The organism is Kitasatospora sp. NBC_01302 (assembly GCF_035976515.1).
GTDB lineage: Bacteria > Actinomycetota > Actinomycetes > Streptomycetales > Streptomycetaceae > Kitasatospora.
The window spans coordinates 1,459,185-1,477,351 of record NZ_CP108404.1; the positions used below are offsets into that span (position 1 = coordinate 1,459,185).

Annotated in this window: 15 protein-coding genes; 8 read left to right on the plus strand and 7 right to left on the minus strand. The window is 73.2% G+C overall.

Annotated features, from left to right (window positions below; translation table 11 throughout):
- Positions 1-9: 9 nt before the first annotated feature.
- From OG294_RS06555 to OG294_RS06570, 4 genes are all read right to left on the minus strand, one after another.
- On the minus strand, positions 10-801 hold the full coding sequence (locus OG294_RS06555) for an SDR family NAD(P)-dependent oxidoreductase (protein WP_327065461.1): 792 nt from the start codon (positions 799-801) through the stop codon (positions 10-12).
- On the minus strand, positions 782-1,909 hold the full coding sequence (locus tag OG294_RS06560) for a hypothetical protein (protein WP_327065462.1): 1,128 nt from the start codon (positions 1,907-1,909) through the stop codon (positions 782-784). Before OG294_RS06560 ends, OG294_RS06555 begins: the two co-directional genes overlap by 20 nt.
- The gene (locus OG294_RS06565; RefSeq protein WP_327065463.1) at positions 1,906-3,822 is read right to left on the minus strand and encodes a nucleotidyltransferase domain-containing protein; all 1,917 of its coding nucleotides are present in this window, start codon (positions 3,820-3,822) and stop codon (positions 1,906-1,908) included. Before OG294_RS06565 ends, OG294_RS06560 begins: the two co-directional genes overlap by 4 nt.
- Before the next feature lie 276 nt (positions 3,823-4,098).
- Positions 4,099-4,443 carry an ATP-binding protein gene (locus tag OG294_RS06570; protein WP_327065464.1) on the minus strand — a complete coding sequence of 115 codons (345 nt, stop codon included), beginning with the start codon at positions 4,441-4,443 and terminating at the stop codon, positions 4,099-4,101.
- Between the two features lie 310 nt (positions 4,444-4,753).
- On the opposite strand from OG294_RS06570, the gene OG294_RS06575 reads away from it, so the two are divergent.
- The 3 genes from OG294_RS06575 (at position 4,754) to OG294_RS06585 (ending at position 7,586) form a co-directional block, all read left to right on the plus strand.
- On the plus strand, positions 4,754-6,118 hold the full coding sequence (locus tag OG294_RS06575; protein ID WP_327065465.1) for a hypothetical protein: 1,365 nt from the start codon (positions 4,754-4,756) through the stop codon (positions 6,116-6,118).
- 165 nt (positions 6,119-6,283) lie between these two features.
- Positions 6,284-6,772 carry a hypothetical protein gene (locus OG294_RS06580; RefSeq protein ID WP_327065466.1) on the plus strand — a complete coding sequence of 163 codons (489 nt, stop codon included), beginning with the start codon at positions 6,284-6,286 and terminating at the stop codon, positions 6,770-6,772.
- Positions 6,756-7,586 (plus strand): hypothetical protein, encoded by an 831-nt coding sequence (locus OG294_RS06585; RefSeq protein WP_327065467.1) that lies wholly within the window; start codon positions 6,756-6,758, stop codon positions 7,584-7,586. The genes OG294_RS06580 and OG294_RS06585 overlap by 17 nt, the downstream gene beginning before the upstream one ends.
- A gap of 150 nt (positions 7,587-7,736) precedes the next feature.
- On the opposite strand, the gene OG294_RS06590 is transcribed toward OG294_RS06585, so the two are convergent.
- Together OG294_RS06590 and OG294_RS06595 are read right to left on the minus strand one after the other, a co-directional pair.
- On the minus strand, positions 7,737-11,813 hold the full coding sequence (locus OG294_RS06590) for a Pls/PosA family non-ribosomal peptide synthetase (protein ID WP_442789115.1): 4,077 nt from the start codon (positions 11,811-11,813) through the stop codon (positions 7,737-7,739).
- Between the two features lie 367 nt (positions 11,814-12,180).
- Complete coding sequence (locus tag OG294_RS06595; protein ID WP_327065469.1) at positions 12,181-13,371, minus strand: ROK family transcriptional regulator; 1,191 nt, start codon at positions 13,369-13,371, stop codon at positions 12,181-12,183.
- A gap of 141 nt (positions 13,372-13,512) precedes the next feature.
- Here OG294_RS06595 and OG294_RS06600 point away from each other — a divergent pair, with 141 nt between their 5' ends.
- Together OG294_RS06600 and OG294_RS06605 are read left to right on the plus strand one after the other, a co-directional pair.
- The gene (locus tag OG294_RS06600) at positions 13,513-14,703 is read left to right on the plus strand and encodes an MFS transporter (protein WP_327065470.1); all 1,191 of its coding nucleotides are present in this window, start codon (positions 13,513-13,515) and stop codon (positions 14,701-14,703) included.
- Positions 14,700-15,404 carry a TVP38/TMEM64 family protein gene (locus OG294_RS06605; RefSeq protein WP_327065471.1) on the plus strand — a complete coding sequence of 235 codons (705 nt, stop codon included), beginning with the start codon at positions 14,700-14,702 and terminating at the stop codon, positions 15,402-15,404. The genes OG294_RS06600 and OG294_RS06605 overlap by 4 nt, the downstream gene beginning before the upstream one ends.
- Here the strand turns inward: OG294_RS06605 and OG294_RS06610 are convergent.
- Positions 15,362-16,096 carry an SDR family oxidoreductase gene (locus tag OG294_RS06610; protein WP_327065473.1) on the minus strand — a complete coding sequence of 245 codons (735 nt, stop codon included), beginning with the start codon at positions 16,094-16,096 and terminating at the stop codon, positions 15,362-15,364. The two genes, OG294_RS06605 and OG294_RS06610, sit on opposite strands and share 43 nt — an antisense overlap.
- Positions 16,097-16,245: 149 nt before the next feature.
- On the opposite strand from OG294_RS06610, the gene OG294_RS06615 reads away from it, so the two are divergent.
- From OG294_RS06615 to OG294_RS06625, 3 genes are all read left to right on the plus strand, one after another.
- Positions 16,246-16,761 (plus strand): DinB family protein, encoded by a 516-nt coding sequence (locus tag OG294_RS06615; RefSeq protein ID WP_327065475.1) that lies wholly within the window; start codon positions 16,246-16,248, stop codon positions 16,759-16,761.
- Positions 16,762-17,042: 281 nt separating this feature from the next.
- The gene (locus OG294_RS06620) at positions 17,043-17,435 is read left to right on the plus strand and encodes a cell division protein SepF (RefSeq protein WP_327065476.1); all 393 of its coding nucleotides are present in this window, start codon (positions 17,043-17,045) and stop codon (positions 17,433-17,435) included.
- A gap of 157 nt (positions 17,436-17,592) precedes the next feature.
- Complete coding sequence (locus OG294_RS06625; protein WP_327065477.1) at positions 17,593-18,147, plus strand: TetR/AcrR family transcriptional regulator; 555 nt, start codon at positions 17,593-17,595, stop codon at positions 18,145-18,147.
- Positions 18,148-18,167: the final 20 nt, after the last annotated feature.

Sequence of the window (18,167 nt, forward strand, 5' to 3'; positions counted from 1 at the left end):
CGGTGCTGGTCAGTGGAGGATCCATCCCCCGTCGACGTGCAACGACTGGCCGGTGACGAAGGACGCGCTGGGGCTTGCGAGGAACGTGACCGCTGCGGCGACGTCCTCGGGGCGGCCTCGGCGCGGGACGCACTGGCGACGGATCTGGTCCTCCGGTCGGGCACGGTGGTGGGCGGGCAGGTCGTTCTCCGCCTCGACCTGGATGGCCCCAGGCAGAACAGTGTTCACGCAGATCCCTGCCGGTCCAAGTTCCCTGGCCAGCGACCTGGTGAGGCCGAGCAGGCCGGCCTTGGCGGTGCTGTAGGCGGCCAGGCCCGGGCGTCCGGCGCGGGCGTTGACGCTGCCGATGTTGACGATGCGGCCCCACCGGCGTTCGGCCATGCCCGGGGTGACGGTGCGGCAAGTGCGGTAGTGGATGGTGAGGTTGGTCTCGATGGCGCGGTCCCAGTCGTCCTCGCCGAGCTGGCCCCACGGGATGCGGGGGTAGGCGCCGGCGTTGTTGACGAGGATCCCGATCGGGCCGAGTTCGGATTCGACCTGGCTGGTCAGCATGGCCACGGCGTTCGGGTCGGTGAGGTCGGCGCTGACCTCGATGCCTGTGCGGCCCTCGCGGCGGACGTCGTCGAGGACCGTGCGGGCCCGGTCGATCTGGGCGAGGTGGTTGATGGCGACGGTGGCTCCGGCTGCGGCCAGGGCACGGCTGATCGCGGCTCCGATGCCGGTGGCTCCGCCGGTGACCAGGGCCACGCGGCCCTGGAGCGGCCGTGCGGCGATGGGGAGTTCAAGCAGGGGCGTGGTCATCGTCGGTCCAATCGTCGGGGCTAGTGGCAGGCAGCGGATCGGTGCGGGTGAAGTCTTCGCAGACCGTCTCGGGGTGCTGGGCCTCGGCGAGCTTGGCCAGCAGCAGGAGCAGGTCGGAGCCGGTGAGCCGTGCGGGCGGGATGACGCCGAGGATCCGCAGGGTGAGGAAGTGCCGGATCTGGGCGAGGAAGCGGTCCGGGCTGAGGCCGGCCGCCAGGGCGAGGTCGGCTCGAACCCGTTGCAGCAGGCGGGTGATCGCCGCCTGGCGACCGGGGCCGACCGGCCAGGTGTACCGGATCTCCAGGCGGCGATGGCGCTCGTCGTGTTCGACGGGCTGGAGGTGCGGGGTGGCGACGGGCGGTAGGTGCAGCGGCAGGGTACGGGCGTAGACGTCGGGCTGGTAGGTGGGCACCAGCCAGCCGCCCATGCCCAGCAGGTACCAGAGCATGACGGCGATCTCCCCGGAGAGGGCGTTTCGCCCTGCGTACTCGAAGTCGAGCCAGCACAGCGGATCGGCGATGTTCGGCTCGGTCGGGTCGCCCTGGGTAAGGGCGGTGAGCCAGTGGCGGCCGGAGCGGAGGGCTTCCCGGGCATCTCGGATCGCGCCGGGGAGGTCGAGCCGCAGCGGGATGCCGTTGACCACAAAGGTGTGGCCGGTGAGGGTGCTCAGTGGCAGTGGGCCGCCGGTGCGCGGGCCGGGGAGAGACAGGCGGCCGGACAGGTACCAGGTGTCGATCCGGCCGCCGGGGCGGATGCGATCCAGGTAGAGGCCGGGCACGCAGGCTGCCAGCGGCGCGGGCCGGCCACTGGCGGCCACCGCGTCCAGCAGGCTGTCGCACACGGCGTCGACCAGGGCAGTGACCCGGGGCAAGGCGCCCGGGTGGCGGTCGGCGGTGGCGATGAGGTCGCCCATCAGCATGGTGCACCGGCCGCTGGCGAACACGTCCTCGTAGGAGACCAGGTGCTTGCCGGACAGCTGAACGTGGCCCAGCAGCTCGGGCACCGGCAGCGCGTGGGCGACGGCCTGCCAACCGCGGACCTCGGCGTCGGCGCTTGCGGGGTCGAGGACCTTTCGGAAGGCCGGCACCGGCTTCATCGGGGTGCTCACGTGCGGCTCGTGGGCAGGGCGAAGGTGGCCAGCCAGTGGCCGAGGACGGTGTTGGCCAGCTCCACCGCCGCGTCCCGGTTCTCACGCGCCTGGTGCCGCAGGTCGGTGTGCCCGCCGGAACGGCGGTCGAGGAGGACCGCGAGCGCGTCGTCGTCGGAGGCGCACTCGGTGCCCTCGAACCGGAGCATCACCTTGGCCAGCAGCGCGGTGATCTTGTACAGCGCCCGTAGGTCGGGGGCTCCTTTGAGGAGCTGGCGGCGGATCTCGATGGCGGCCTGCACGCCGGCCTCGACGCTCGCGGCCACGTCGGTGGCCGCGTCGGGGGCGGGCAGCGCGAGTCCTGGGCGGCACCACAGCGGGACGAGCGTGCCGGAGCCGATGAGGGCGAGGACGTGCAGCAGGCGGGAGGTGACCGCGCCGGTGCGGCACTCGTCCTGGGTCAGCACGGTGAGGCCGAGTTTGACGCCGCCGAGGTCAGCTTCCAACCGTGCGAGGACCTGTCGTAGGCACGGGATGCTGTCCTGGCCGGCGACCACGAACACGTCCAGGTCGGACCAGCCGTGCTGGTACTTGCCACGCGCTCCGCTGCCGGTGACCGCGAGGAGGTCGATCAGCGGCGGCTGCTGGACGGTGGTGACGTCCAGCAGCGCGGACAGGTAGGACTCCAGGTGGACGGGCAGGCCCAGGGCGTTGACCGGCGCGGTACTCGGTTCGCGCAGCGGCCAGCGGTGGGCGAGCGCGATGCCGTCCAGGCGCCGTTCCAGGTGCAACCGGCTGCCGTTGTTGTCGATCACCTCGTGTGCGAGCGCGGCGACCTCGGCGGCTCCGCGCCTGGCCTTGACGGTGTCGCGCTCCACCAGGTCCTCGGGCCCGGCGGTGCCGCGTTCGGCGCGGACGCCAGGGGTGGTGTCGAGGTAGACGATGGCCAACTGGCTGCCGAGCATCCGCTGCAGCTCGGCGGTCGCCTCCTGGTCGTGCAGGGACTCGATGGTCACCCGGTCGAGGAAGTGGTGGGCCGCGCAGAACCGGTCGAGGCCGTCGACCAGCAGCTCGGCGCGCACCACGGCCGGGATCTCGTAGGGGTCGGTGATGCCGGCGCGGTTGGCGGCGTCCTCGATCAGGTAGCCGATCTTGAGGCGCCCGTAGCCGTGGTGCAGCCGCAAGTACTCGCCCGCGGTGCTCTTGCCGCTCTCCGACATGCCGCCGAGCGCCACCACGCGCACCCCGGGCAGGGCGCGCGGCGGCACGAGGGGAGTGAACGGGTGCAGCCGTCGCCGGATCTCGTCCTGGACGGCCATCACCCGGTGCTCACCGATCACGATGGTCTCCGCCCACCTGTCCTCCCGCACCAGTCGGTAGATCTGCTGGTGCAGGTGGCACTGGTAGTCCGCGTAGGTCGGGGTGACGCTCCGCTCGTGGGACAGGCTGCGGGCGGTGCCGATCACCGGGTCGTCGTCGTGCAGGAGCACGATGCCGTGCTCCTGGGCCTCGGCTGCCCGCAGGTCGGCGGCGAAGGGCGCCAGCAGCTCGCGGGCCCGGTCGGCGGCCAGCTCGGTGCCGGTGTGCTCGCGCACTGCGATGGTGGCACCGAGGGATGCCTCCAGCATCGGGATCCCTCGGTCCATCAGGCGCACTGGACCAGCAGCCGACGTGCGGGAGCGCTCCAGATAGGAGCTGGCCAGCACGTCGGCGACCTCCTCGACGGGGCCTCGTTCGAACCACCAAGTGCCCATGCCCATAGCCTTGATGCCGCCCCAGCGCGGGTCGTAGTCGTCGAGCGGGCCGGCCATGCGGGCGGTCGGCCCGATGCGCCGGGCCAGAATGCCGATCTGCTTGGTCTTGCCGACGTTGTCGGGACCGCTGAAGGCGATCGTGGCGGGCGGGGTGGGGGCGTGCTCAGGGGAGATGGACACGAGATTCCTCCACGAGGATGCGCAGTACGTCTTGGAGTGATGGGGCGACCCGGCCGGGGATCGGTCTTCTCCGGTCGGGACCTGGGGGAGCGAGGAGTCAGGCGGCGGGCGGCGTGTCCGGAGCCGACTCGGAGGTCGAGGCCTGGTCCATGGCAGGCGCGTCATCGTGCTGGATCAAGACCGGCAGGAGACCGAGCACAACGGCGTGGCCGAGCGCCCACAGCACAGTCAAGGCGGCACAGACCGGATCGCGGTGTTCGCCCCTGCGCCGGCCGCTCACACCCGCTCCATGGAGAGGTCGGCCCACACCGTCTTGCCACGGGCGTCCAGCTCGACGCCCCAGACGACGGCCAAGTGGTCCACCAAGGCCAACCCCCGGCCGGACTCGTCACCGATGTCAGGGGCGACCAGGACGGGGAGGGTGCGGGAGCCGTCCCGTACGGCGATGCGCACGACGCGGCCCACCCGGCTGGTCACCTGGGCGACGCTGACCTGCATCGTGGTCAAGCATCCGGTCTTCGCGGCGTTGGAGACCAGCTCGGTGAGAACCAGCTCGGCATCGTCGGCGAGGTGGATCAGGTCCGAGTCAGCGAACTTGTCGCACAGCAACCGGCGGGCCACGGACGCGGACTGAAGCTGGTACGGCAGCGATGCTTCCGCAAGCCGTACTGGCGGTTCTGCTCTGGTCAACACGTTGGGGGTCACGGTCGCTCGCTCCTGGTCGCCAGGGCTGCCGGCCTCGGACAACGGGGGGGCGTCCGGGCAGCAGCGGTCGGAGGCAGTCACCAGGCTGCCCCGAACCGGTGACGGCTCGCGACTCCGAGTGACTGACGCCAAGTCAACTGGCTTTCCTTCGCCCAAGACCCTGCTGCGAAGGCTCGGTTCTCTTTACCGTGTTTACCGCACCCTGGTGCCGAGGAAGGGACAGGTCATGGCGCAGCCCGTGACGAACCACCAGCTCGAAGCAGCCATCACCGACGCCGAGATGACGTTCGATGCCCTCGCCCGAGGCGTGGTCCGAGTGGCGGCCGAAGTCGGCGTGCACCTGCGGACGAACCCCTCGACCGTTCACAAGTGGCTGCGAGGGTCCGACCCGGAGGGCGACACCCCGGCCTTCATCTGCGAAGCCCTGTTCCGCAGAACGGGACGGCCCTACACCCCCGCCGAGCTCGGACTACGGTCGGTGGAACAATCCGACCCGGGCCTTGGGCTGTCCATCGGCCCCGATCCGGTGGGTGTCCTCGCGCGGGTGTGGAGAGCTGATTTGGACCGTCGCAAGTTCCTGGCCGCCTCGGCGTACTCGGTCGCCGCGATCCACCTGCCGCTGGAGTACGTCCGCGAGAGCGCCGAACGCACCGCAGCCGTCCGCAGCGGCTCGGTGGCCGGTGCCGCCGAAGTCGTCGCCGTCCGCGACATGATCAGCATGTTCACCGAGATCGACGAGCGCCACGGCGGCCAGCACGGACGCTCAGCCCTGATCCAGTACCTACGATCCGACGTCGCCGCACTGTGCCGGGGCAGCTTCCGCACGCACGAGGACCGGCAGCAGATGCTCTCGGCGGCGGCCGTCGGCGTGCACCTGGCTGGCTGGAAGGCGTACGACGCCGGAGAGCAGGGCCTCGCCCAGCGCTACTACCACCAGTCATATGCCCTCGCCGTCGAGTCCGGGATCGTGGGCCACGACGCCTTCGTGCTGCGGACCCTCGCCCAGCAGGGCATGAAGCTCCGTCACCCCTCCAAGACCTTCGCGCTGTCCGACACCGCGCTGACCTGGGCCGCCGGTCGGGTGGACGCTGGCACCGAAGCCCTCTTCACCATCACCCACGCCCATGGCCTGGCCGCCACCAACCAGCGACGCCCTGCCGTCCTGGCGGTCCAACGGGCCCGTGACCTGCTGGAGACCGCCGACCTGGACGACATGCCGTACTGGGCCCGCTCCTGGGGCCCGGCGCGCGCCACCGTGAACTCCCGCTCCGCGAAGGTCTTCGCCCGACTCGGCGACCGCAAAGGCGCCGCCGAGAACTACGCAGCAGCCGCAGCCACCAGGCCGGCCACCACGTACGCCCGCATCAAGGCCCTTGACTTGGTTGCCCAGGCCAAGATGGAACTGGCCGACGGCGGCATCGAGCAGGCGTGCGGTACCTGGAACAGGGCACTGGACAGCATGGAGGGCGTGCAGTCGGTCCGGACGCGTCGTGCGGTGCTGGAGATGCGCAAGAACTTGGCCCAATTCAAGAGCCGCGGCGTATCCGCAGCCCAGGAACTCGATGAGCGAGCCTCCATTTTCCTGGCCTGACCGCCCACGTCCTGCTGCGAAACGAGGAGCCACCAGGATTCGGAAGCATGGACAGCAAGTGCCAGGCTTCATCGGGTTCCCTGTACGCCTACCAGAGGGGGAGATGAATGGCCGACCGCGGCAGCATGGGGATTTCTGTACCAGTACCTGTGTACCTTAGAGCAGTTGCTGGAGTTCACGGATGATCAGGACGTGTTGTGCGTCCGGGTCGAAGGACCGGCTGATACGACGACCGCGGTCGACGCAGTCGACTTTGAGGTGGTCGGCCACGATGGCTCGATCCGTTCGAACCACCACCTTCGGGCCGTCCAGCTCCCGATCTCGCTCGTCCACCTGGCGCCCGTCGCTCAGGCCCTCGACGGACACGGACCGCTGGCCGATGCGGCGGCAGCGGGGCTGGAGGTGTTCGCCTCCGCCCCGCTCCACGGCGGCGAGATCCCCGGCATGGTGACCCCGGAACTGTCCGAGCTGATCAACCCCGGCTGGGCTCCTGCCGAGGTGGCCCTCGCCGTCGTGGCATCTGCCCCTGGGGTGAAGCGTGTGCTCCTGTCGACCAGAAACCCGGAACACTGGAAGCAGGCAGCCGAAGCCGTCGGCCGACCGCCGTTGTCTCGGGACGTACTCCGAAGGGTCGTTGATGTACTCGGAACCTGAGCCGAAGACCGCCGAGCGGATGCGCGAAGCACACGCCACCGTCGCGACGATGCTCGGCGCGACCGCGAACGGCTCCCACGAGTCGTGGGGCTGGCGCGGACGGACCCTCAGCCGCCCGGTCACCACGGCGTCCGGCGAAGGCTGGCTCCGTCTGGTGTCCGCCCCGGCCGAGAAGGCCGGCGGCAAGCTCTGGGAGGGGCCGCAGGAGGCGGAGCGACTCATGCCTCCTGCGGTCCCCCGAGCACGGCTGAGGGGCCGGCACACCTGGACCGAGGACCAACACGGTTACTTGGCAGAGCTCTACGACAGGATCACCGTCCCTGCCATCACCACTCACGAGCCGACCCTCCGGAAAGCGCCCGACCTGGACGACGCCTGGTGGAACGGACTCAGCACCGCCCTCGACGCCATCGCCGCCGTCCCCAGCAACCGGGTGGCAGTCCGTCAGGAGTACCTGGACCGTGCCATGCCGGAGTTCCTCGGCACCCCCGTCGACACCAAGGTGCCCGCCTGGACGACCGCCCACGGCGACCTGCACTGGGCCAACCTCACAGGCCCGACCCTCACGATCCTCGACTGGGAAGGCTGGGGTACCGCGCCCGCCGGGTACGACGCAGCACTGCTGCACTCCTACAGTCTCCTCGTACCGGACACCGCCACCGAAGTCCGGCAGCGGCTCGGCCACATCCTCGACACTCCGGTGGGGAGATTCGCCGAGCTCGTGGTCATCACCGAACTCCTGCAGACCGTCTCCCGAGGCGACAACCTGGATCTGAACGGACCGCTACGGGCTCGGCTCTCAGAGCTCACCTGATCAGACGATGCCGACAGCCAGAAGCCGAACCCGCCCGTGAGCCCGAATCCGACGTGGCGCTGCTCCCCGCCGTGAACGGGGAAGACCGAGGGGCCGGCCACGGCGGCTGGTGCCGCCCGGGCCGGCCCCTCGGGCCTGGATGCGCCCTCGTCAGCGCTGGCGCCCCGGCGAGGCATCGGTGCCGGCGCTGCGGCGGGGCCGGGCGGCCGAGCGGTGCCGTCCGGGCGTGCTGTGCCGGCGCCCCGCGTGGCCGGTGCGGTGGGCGGTGGGCCAGGCGGCCACCGGGTTGCCCGCCCAGCGGGTCCCGGCCGGCAGCGCCTCACCGCGCATCACCAGCGAGGAGGCCCCGACGGCCGCGCCCTCGCCGAGCGCGGAGCCGGGCAGCACGATGGAGTGCGGGCCCAGCGTCGCCCCGGTACCCAGGTGCACCTCGTCCAGGCGCATCACCCGGTCGTGGAAGAGGTGGGTCTGCAGCACGCAGCCGCGGTTGACGCTCGCCCCGTCCTCGACCCGGACCAGGTCGGTCTCCGGCAGCCAGTGCGTCTCGCACCAGACACCGCGCCCGATCCGCGCGCCCAGCGAGCGCAGCCAGACGTTGAGGAACGGGGTGCCGACCAGGGTCTGCCCCAGCCACGGCATCGCCAGCTCCTCCACGAAGGTGTCGTACAGCTCGTTGCGCCACACGAAGGAGGACCAGAGCGGGTGCTCCCCGCTGCGGAAGCGGCCCACCAGCAGCCACTTGGCCGCGGTGGTGACCAGGCAGGCGGCCACGCCCGCGCCGATCAGCACCGGGCCGACCAGGGCGGCACCCAGGACCAGGCCCTGACTGTCGACCAGTTCCTGCATCGCCACCACCGCCAGGTCGCCCAGCACCACGGCGCAGAGCACCGGCATCACCCGGCACAGCTCCACGGCCGCGCGGGCCAGCATCAGGCGCCGGGGCGGGTCGTAGGTGCGGCTCAGGTCTCCGGTCTCGGCCACCCGGGGCAGCGACAGACCGGGCCGGCCCAGCCAGGACGAGCCCGGCTCGGCCCCGGGCGGGGTGTCCGACAGGACGCCGACCAGCGCGTCGTCCGGCAGCCTGCGGTCGGGACCGACGATGCCGGAGTTGCCGACGAAGGCCCGGCGGCCCACCTCGGCCGTGCCCAGGCGCAGCCAGCCGCCGCGCACCTCGAAGGGTGCGATCAGGGTGTCGTCGGCCAGGAAGGCGCCGTCGCCCACCCGCATCAGGCCGGGCAGCGCGAGCACCGTGGAGGCCTCCACCCGGCGTCCGATCCGGCCGCCGAGCAGCCGCAGCCACACGGGGGTGAACAGGCTGGCGTAGAGCGGGAAGAGCGCACCGCGGGCGGTGGCCATCAGGCGGCTGACCACCCAGGTGCACCACGCGGCCCTGCCGTGCGCGGGGTGGAAGCCGGGCTTGATCGGGATGCTCAACACCCGTACCAGCAGCACCAGCAGGCCCGCGTAGCAGACCATCGAGGCCAGCGCCGCCAGCGGGGAGACGGCCAGCAGCTGGACCAGCACCGCACCCAGCGAGCGGTCCTGGTCGACCAGGTGGAAGACCACCAGCAGGGCGGGCGCGGCGGCGAGCACCGGCAGCAGGCTGAGCAGCGGCAGGGCCAGCGCGTAGGCCAGGTTCCAGCCGCGCGAGCGCCCGTGCGCCGGAGCCGGCCAGCCCTCGCCGGCCCGGGCCGCCCCGGCGCCGTCCAGCGGGCGGGCGGGCGAGCCGTGCCAGCGTTCACCGGCGGGCAGTTCACCGAACAGGCAGGCGCCGGGCGCCAGGTCCGCGCCCTCGCCGAGCCGGGCGCCGGGCATCAGCATCGAGCGGGTGCCGACCCGGGCGCCGGCGCCGACCTCCACCGTGCCCAGGTGCAGCACGTCGCCGTCCAGCCACCAGCCGGCCAGGTCCGCCTCGGGCTCCAGCGAGCAGCCGGCGCCGAACCGGCCCAGGCCGCTGACCGGGGGCATGGTGTGCAGGTCGGCCCCTTGGCCGACCCGGCAGCCCAGCGCGCGGGCGTAGTGCCGGGCCCAGGGGGTGCCGAGCAGCGAGGCCAGGTTGAAGACCGCCACCGCCCGCTCGGCGGCCCACAGCCGCAGGTGCACCGAGCCGCCGCGCGGGTAGCTGCCGGGCTTCAGGCCAGCAGTCAGCAGCCGGGCGGCCGCCGAACCGAGCAGCAGCCGGCCCGCGGCGCTGGAGAGCACCAGCCAGCCGGTGATGATCAGCCACCACGGGGCGTGCGGGGCCCACGACAGCTTCCCGGTCAGGTTGTCGAGCGCGGCCAGCGCCAGCACCCAGCGCAGGCCGCTGATCGTGTAGGCGACGGTGAGCACCAGCAACTGGACCAGACCGGCCCGGCGCGGGGTGGGGCGCACCGCACGGACCTGGGCGGGCTCGCTCGGGGCGGCCTGACGCGCGCTCTGCTCCGCTGCGGTGCCGCGCTCGCCGGTCAGCTCGTCCAGGCGGGCGGCCATGGCCAGCAGCGTCGGGTGGCCGTAGAGGTCGGCGACCGAGACGCCGGGGCAGCGCCCGCGCAGCATGGAGACCAGCTTGGCGGCGGCCAGGCTGGTGCCGCCGAGGGCGAAGAAGTCGCTCTCGGCGGTCACCGGCAGGCCCAGCAGCTCGCGCCAGCGCGCGGCCAGCTCGCCGGCCGTGCCGGTCAGCGCCGGGTCCTCGGCGCCGGGGTCCTCGGCCGCGCCGGCCAGCGGCCAGGGCAGCGCGTTGCGGTCCACCTTGCCGGAGGTGCGGGTGGGCAGGCCGGTCACCAGGGCCAGCACCGGGACCAGCGACTGCGGCAGCCGCTCCAGCAGCAGCGCGCGGGCGGCATCGGTGTCGAACGGCGCCTCGGGCCGCTCGGCCACCAGGTAGCCGACCAGCACCTCGCCGCCGGCAGCGGTCCTGCGCACGGCCGCGGCCGCGGCCCGTACGCCGGGCAGCGCCTGCAGCGCGGCGTCGATCTCGCCGAGTTCGACCCGGCGCCCGGCCAGCTTGACCTGCTCGTCGGCCCGGCCGACGAAGACCAGCCCCTCGGGCTCGGCCCGCACCAGGTCGCCGCTGCGGTAGACCCGCGAGCCGCGCAGCGCGGGATGCGGGCGGAACTTCTCGGCGTCCTTGGCCGGATCCAGGTAGCGGGCGGTGCCGACGCCGCCGATCAGCAGCTCACCGGTCTCGTGCCAGGCCACCGGCCTGCCCTCGCTGTTGACGACGGCGATCTCCCAGCCGTCCAGCGGGGCGCCGATCCGCACCGGCCGACCGGGCAGCAGCCGGGCGGCCGTGGCGACGACCGTGGTCTCGGTGGGGCCGTAGGTGTTCCAGAACTCCCGTCCCGGCACGGCGATCCGCTCGACCAGCTCGGCCGGGCAGGCCTCGCCGCCCACGATGACCAGCCGGACCCCGTCGAGGCACTCGGCAGGCCACAGTGCGAGCAGGGTCGGCACGGTGGAGATCACGGTGATCCGGCGCTCGACCAGCCAGGGGCCCAGGTCGGTGCCGGCCTTGACCAGCGAACGGGGAGCGGGCACCAGGCAGGCGGCATGCCGCCAGGCCAGCCACATCTCCTCGCAGGAGGCGTCGAAGGCCACCGACAGCCCGGCCAGTACCCGGTCACCGGGGCGCAGGTTGTCCTCGCGCAGGAACATCCCGGCCTCGGCGTCCACGAAGGCCGCCGCCGAGCGGTGGCTGACCGCAACGCCCTTGGGGCGTCCGGTGGTGCCGGAGGTGAAGATGATCCAGGCGTCGTCCTCAGGGGTGGGCCGGGCCGGACGACCGCCGGGGGCCACCGTCGGGCCGGGCCGGACCGCACAGCCCGCGCCGATCACGGCGCAGACCGCGGCGTCGTTCCAGATCAGCTCGGCGCGCTCGTCGGGGTCGTCCGCGTCCACCGGGACGTAGGCCGCACCGACGCGCAGCACGGCGAGGATCGCGAGGTAGAGGTCCACGGTGCCCGACGGCACCCGGACGCCGACCCGGTCGCCGCGGCCGATGCCGGCCGCGGCCAGTCTCCGGGCCAGGTCGTCGACCGCCGCCAACAACGCTCCGTAGTCGAAGGTCCGGCCGTCGGCCTCCAGCGCCGGCGCCTGCGGGCAGGCACGGGCGGCGGCTTCCAGGATGTCCACCAGCGTGCGCACGGGTGGGGCGGGCGCCAGCGGCCACAGTGCCCCGGCGGTCTCGCCGGGTGCTTCCCCCCGAGGTGGGCGCAGGTGGGCGCCTCGGTCTTCTAGTGCTTCCATGTACCTTGCTCTCGCCGGATCACTTGCGGGTCAGGCACGGACGGGAGTCTCCGGCCGCGTGTCTGGGCACGCGGATCTGCGACGGGCGGCTGCGAAATGCCCCGCTCCTGCCCATTTGCCTGAACCCGCAACTGAGCGTAAGTGCTCACGGAGCGCGACCACGACGAATCGGGCATTTGCTCATCAAAACCTCATTGACTGCACAGCAGGCGTCCAGCCCCAGGTGAAGGCATGATCCACTGCTGTGAAGGCGGTCCGCTCCGGTGAAGAACCGTGCCCCGGCCGCGCGTGAAGGTGTGGGAGCTGTGGCCTTGCCCGACGGACCTGCCTGACGGACCTGCTCAACGGCCTTGCCCGACGGACCTGCTCAGTGGCCGCCGAACAGGTCGCGGCGGACCGCGTCCGAGGCGGTCAGCACCGCGCCGCTGAGCACCGCGCCACCCCCGGCCGCGCCGGCCCGGACCTCGGTGCGCACCGGCGAGAGCCGGGCCAGCCGGGCGGCCACCCGCTCGGCCAGCGCGCTGCCGCCGGCCCGGCCGACCTCGCCGCCCAGCACCACGCAGCCCGGGTCCAGCAGCACGGTGACCGCCGAGGCGCCGAGGGCGACCCGCTCGGCCAGCTCGTCCAGGAACGGCTCGCCCGCCGGACCGGCCGCGATCGCCGCCAGCACGGCCGCCTCCGCGGCCGGGGCGTCCTGGGTGCTCGGGCCCTGAAGCAGCCCGTGCGCCCGGGCCAGCTCGCAGACGGCCCGACCGCCGGCGAGGCTGTGGAAGCCGCCGTCGCAGCTGCTGGTGCCGGGCAGGCCCCCGGTGCCGGGCACCGGCAGGAAGCCGATCTCGCCGGCGCCGCCGGAGAAGCCGCGGCGCAGCCGCCCGTCCAGCACCACGGCGGCACCGGTGCCGTGGCCGAGCCAGAGCAGCACGAAGGTGTCGCGGTCGGTGGCGGCGCCGACCCGGTGCTCGGCGAGGCCGGCCAGGTTGACCTCGTTCTCCAGGATCACCTCCGCCCTCAGCCCGGCCCGCAGCGCGGTGACCAGCTCGCCGTGCCAGCTCTGCAGCCGCGAGGTGGTGCTGAGCTCGCCGGTGGTGGGGTCGACCAGGCCGGGCGCGCCGACCGCGACGGTGTGCAGCTCGCCTGCGCCGGCCCGCTCGGCACAGGCGAGCAGGGCGCGCAGCACCTGGTCGGCGAAGTCCGGCGGCGTCCCCTCGGGGCCCACCGGCAGCGCGGCCCGCGCCAGGCTGCGGCCGGTCAGGTCGGCGACGGTCATCGTGACCCCGACCGTGCGCACGTCGATGCCGGCCACGTGGGCCCGGTCGGCGCGCAGGGCGTAGACCCGGGCGTTGGGGCCGCGCCGCTGCTCGCCGCGCTCGCCGACCATGGCCACCAGGCCGCCCCGCTGCAGGCGTTCCAGCAGGTCGGCGATGGTGGGGCGGGAGAGCCCGGTCAGCTCTCGCAGATCGGTGGCGGTCAGCGGTCCGTGGCTGAGCAGCAGCTCCAGGGCCAGCCGGTCGTTGATCGCACGGGCGGTGCTGGGGGTGGCCGTGCGCGCGATGGTCATGGGCACGCATCCTTCCAGATCTATTCATCAGGGACCCTTCCTGATAATTTATCGGACCGCACGCCCACACTGCACGCCGCTCCACACCGCGCACCACACCATGCGTCGCACCGCGCCGCGCCGAACGGGGAGGACCCAGCCATGCCGTCATCCGATCGACCCCTGCGCCGGGCCAGGGTCAGCATCGCGCTGGTCTTCGCCGTGCACGGCGCGGTCACCGGCAGCTTCGCCACCCGGATCCCCGCCTTCCAGGACCGGCTGCACCTGAGCGCGGGCGAGCTGGGCCTGGCGCTGGTGATGCCCGCCGTCGGGGCCTCGCTGGCGATGCCGCTGGCCGGGCGGATCGCCCACCGGCTCGGCGCCCGCGCGGCGATCCGGCTGCTGCTGGCGCTGTGGTGCGCGGCCCTCGCACTGCCGGCGCTCGCCCCCGGCCTGCCCTGGCTCTGCCTGGCGCTGCTGGTCTACGGGGCCACCTCGGGCATGGCCGACGTGGCGATGAACGCCGAGGGGGTCGAGGTCGAACAGCGGCTGGGCAAGTCGATCATGTCCGGACTGCACGGGATGTGGAGCCTGGGCGGCCTGGTCGCCTCCGCCTTCGGCGCGCTGGCCGCCCGGTCCCACCTGGACGCGCGGATCCACCTGGCGCTCGCGGCGGCGGTGCTGCTGGTCCTGGGCCGGCTGGCCGGCGCGGGCCTGCTGGACGTGCGGCCCGGGGAGCAGGCCGAGGCGCCGCCGCGGTTCGCGCTGCCGCCGCGCTCGGCACTGGCGATCGGCCTGGTCGGCTTCTGCGCGGTCTTCGCCGAGGGGGCGGGCGGCGACTGGTCGGGCGTCTACCTGCGCGACCTGACCGGGGCCACGGCCGGCACCGCGGCGGTCTCCTACACCGCCTTCGCCTTCACCATGACCGCGGCCCGGCTGGCCGGCGACGCGGTGGTGCGCCGGCTCGGCCCGGTGCCCACCGTGCGGCTGGGCGGGGCGGTGGCGGCGACCGGCGGGGTGCTGGTGGTGGCCGCGGGCAGCCCCGCGGTGGCGATCCCGGGATTCGCACTGCTCGGCACAGGCATCGCCGTGGTGGTCCCGCTGGCCTTCGCGGCGGCCGGCCACGCCGGGCCCAACCCGAGCCGGGCGATCGCCGGCGTCGCCACCGTCACCTACACCTCGGGGCTGATCGCGCCCGCGATCGTGGGCACCATCGCCCAGGGCAGCTCGCTGCGGGTCTCCTTCGCTCTGGTGACGGCGCTGGCGGCGGCGCTGACCCTCACCGCGGGCACACTGCGGACGGCGCGGGCCGACGCACCCCGGTCGGCGGACCCTCTAAACTCCCCCGCATGAACCTGAGCCGTGCCGCGCGCGCACCCTGGGCCCGGCTCGCGCTGCTGGTGCTGATCCTCCTCGGGGCCGCCGCCTCGCTGCTGTGCTGGGATCCGCGACAGGTGGCCACCGCGGTGCCCGGTGTCTGGCGGGCGCCCGCGTTCGTGGCGCTCTTCGCCTTCGGCACCCTCGCCTTCCTGCCCAAGCCGGCCCTCAACGTGGCGGCCGGGGTGCTCTTCGGTGCCCGCTGGGGCGTGCCGCTGGCGGTGCTCGGCACCACGGCGGGCGCGGCGCTCGCCTTCGGCCTGGGGCGCGGCCTCGGTCAGCGGGCGCTGCGCCCGCTGCTGCGCGGGCGGGCGCTGCTGGCGCTGGACCGGGGCCTGACCGAGCACGGGTTCCGCAGCGTGCTGCTGCTGCGCCTGGTGCCCGGGGTCCCGTTCCAGGCGGTGAACCTGGGCGCGGCGCTCTCCGGAGTGCGGGTGCGCCCGTACCTGGCGGCCACCGCGCTGGGTGTGCTGCCCGGCACGGCGGCCTACGTGGTGGCCGGCGCCTCGGCCGGCTCGCCCACCTCGCCCGCCTTCCTCCTGTCGGGCGCGGTGATCGTGGCCTTGGGCGTGCTCAGCCTGGCCGGTGCCTGGCGGGCCAGGCACCGGGCCGCGTCGACCGGGTCCGGGCCCGCTCACATGCCGCCGGCCACTCGCAGGATCGCGCCCGAGGTGTAGGAGGCGTCCGGCGACAGCAGCCAGGCGACCGCGCCGGCGATCTCCTCGGGCCGACCGGCCCGGCGCAGCGGGACGCTGGGGGCGACCCGGGCCGGCCGGTCCGGCTCGCCGCTGAGCTCGTGGATCTCGGTCTCGATGGTGCCCGGCGAGACCGCGTTGACCCGGATACCGGCCGGTCCCAGCTCCTTGGCCAGCCCGATGGTCAGGGTGTCGGTGGCGGCCTTGGTGGCCGCGTAGTGGATGTACTCGCCGGGGCTGCCCAGGGTGGCGGCGCCCGAGGAGACGTTGACGATCGCCGCGCCGCGGCCGAAGTCGCGCGCGGCACGGCGGGCGCAGAGCAGGTAGCCGACCAGGTTGACGTCCACCACCCGGCGCAGGTCCTCGGTGCGCAGGTCGGCCAGCGGTCCGCGGGGGCTGGTCACCCCGGCGTTGTTGACCAGCCCGGTGGCCGGGCCGAGGCGCTCGGCGGCCAGGTCGAAGAAGCGCTCCACCTGGTCCTCCGCCGCGGTGTCCAGCTGGACGGCCAGCGCCGTGGCACCCGCCGCACGGGCCTGCCGGGCGACCTCCTCGGCGGCCTCGGCGTCGCGCCGGTAGCCGATCGCCAGGTCGTGGCCGTCGGCGGCCAGCCGCAGGCAGACCGCCGCACCGATCCCGCGACTGCCGCCGGTCACCAGGGTGACGGGTCGTGACATGTGCCCCTCCGTAGCTCTCCTGCGGGCGCGGCGGCCCGGCATCCCTCGGTCGTCAGCCGTCGAACCGCTTCGTCTCGTCGTGATCGAAGGGAGCCTAGCGCTGTCAAATGTCTCGCCACCGACCCCGGGACTGGGCCAGGATGGCGCCCATGACCGACACCACGGAGCGGATCGAACCGCCGAACGCCGCGGACGAGACGACCATGCTCGCCGCCTGGCTCGACTTCCACCGCAAGACGCTGGCCCTCAAGACCTCGGGACTGACGGACGAGCAGCTGCGGCTGCGCTCGGTGACGCCGTCCTCGCTCTCGCTGCTGGGCCTGGTCCGGCACATGGCCGAGGTGGAGCACTACTGGTACCAGGTGATCCTGCACGACGGTGACCCGACCCCGCTCTACTGCACCGACGAGGACCGGGACCTCGACTTCAACGGGGTGGACCAGGCCGACCCGGCCGCCGACTTCGCCGCCTGGCGCCGGGAGGTCGAGCTCGCCGAGCAGGCCGTGGCCGGGTTGTCGCTGGACACCGTCGCCGCCGTCCGGCAGAAGGGCCGCGAGAAGGTGACGCTGCGCTGGATCCAGGTCCACATGATCGAGGAGTACGCCCGCCACAACGGCCACGCGGACCTGCTGCGCGAGGCGGTCGACGGTACCACCGGGGAATGAGAGCGCGTCACCGGCGCATGATCCTGCGTCAATTCCCCAGCATGACAAGGCCGCTCGGGTGATCCCGGGAACCGCCCGCAACCGCGGGAGGGGAGGGCTGCGTCCGCTCTCGATGAGGACGGCGCGTGCCACCGGCAGGCGCCACCACCCGAACGGCGTGCCAGGGCGGGCGCCGAGACGGTGATCAGTGCGATACTCGGACAGTTCCGGGCAGTGGATGACGCGTCAGTTGGCCGCAGTGACGCCCGGAACCAGACGGGGACAGGACAGGGAGGCGCGGCATGGGAGCACTTCGCGACGAGCACCACGGGTGGCTGATGCCCTCGGGGAGCTACCCCGCCGCGGTGTACGAGGAGGAGTCGTGGGCGACCGCCGACACGATTCCGGTGCTGCCGAATCCGACCAAGATCGTCTCGGTGAAGCCCACCGGCTTCGAGTCCGCCCGGGTGGTGGGCGAGCACATCCGCTCGGGCACCCCGGTGGTGATGGACGTGACCGAGATGGACGACGGCGAGGCCAAGCGGATGGTCGACTTCGCCTCGGGCCTGGTCTTCGGCACCCGCGGCGGCATCGAGCGGATCGCCCGCCGGGTGTTCCTGCTCACGCCGCCGCAGGTCGAGGTGATGGTGATCGACCGGCCGCTGGACGACAGCGGCTTCTACAACCAGAGCTGACCGCGGGCACCGGGCACTGACCCGGAGCAGCGCAGACCGGAGACGGCAGTAGCCGCCTCCGGTTTTTTGCTGCCCGCCGCCGGTCGGCCGATGCCGCAGTTCGGCGCCAAAAGTCTCAGCTGAGACATGCATGTCTCATCCGAGCTATCCTGGACTCATGGCAATCGATCGTGACGCGGTCCTCAAGGCAGCCGTCGGCGTGCTCTCCCGGCAGCCGACCGCACATCTGGACGAGATCGCCCGCGCCGCCGGGATCAGCCGGGCCTCGCTGCACCGGATCTTCCCCGGCCGCGAGGCGCTGATCCGCGAGGTCGGTCTGCTCGGTCTGCGCCGCTACAACAGCGCGCTGGACACCGCCGCCATCGAGACCGGCGACACCGCCGAGGCGCTGCGCCGGCTGATCGGCCTGCTGGTGCCCGACGCCGCGCTCTGCGCCTTCCTGGCCGGTGAGAACCAGCTCTTCGACGACCCGGAGCTGTGCGCGCTCTGGGAGGAGCAGGACGCCCGGGTCCGCGCCTTCTTCCTGCGCGGCCAGCAGGAGGGGGCCTTCCGGATCGAGCTGCCGGCCGGCTGGCTCAGCGAAGCCTTCTTCGACCTGCTGGCCGGCGTGGGCTGGGCCGTCCAGGACGGCCGGCTCGCCCCCCGGGACAGCGCCTTCGCCCTGACCGAGCTCTTCCTCGGCGGGGCCCTGCGAAGGACAGGAACCTCATGACCAGCACGCTCGACACCGCG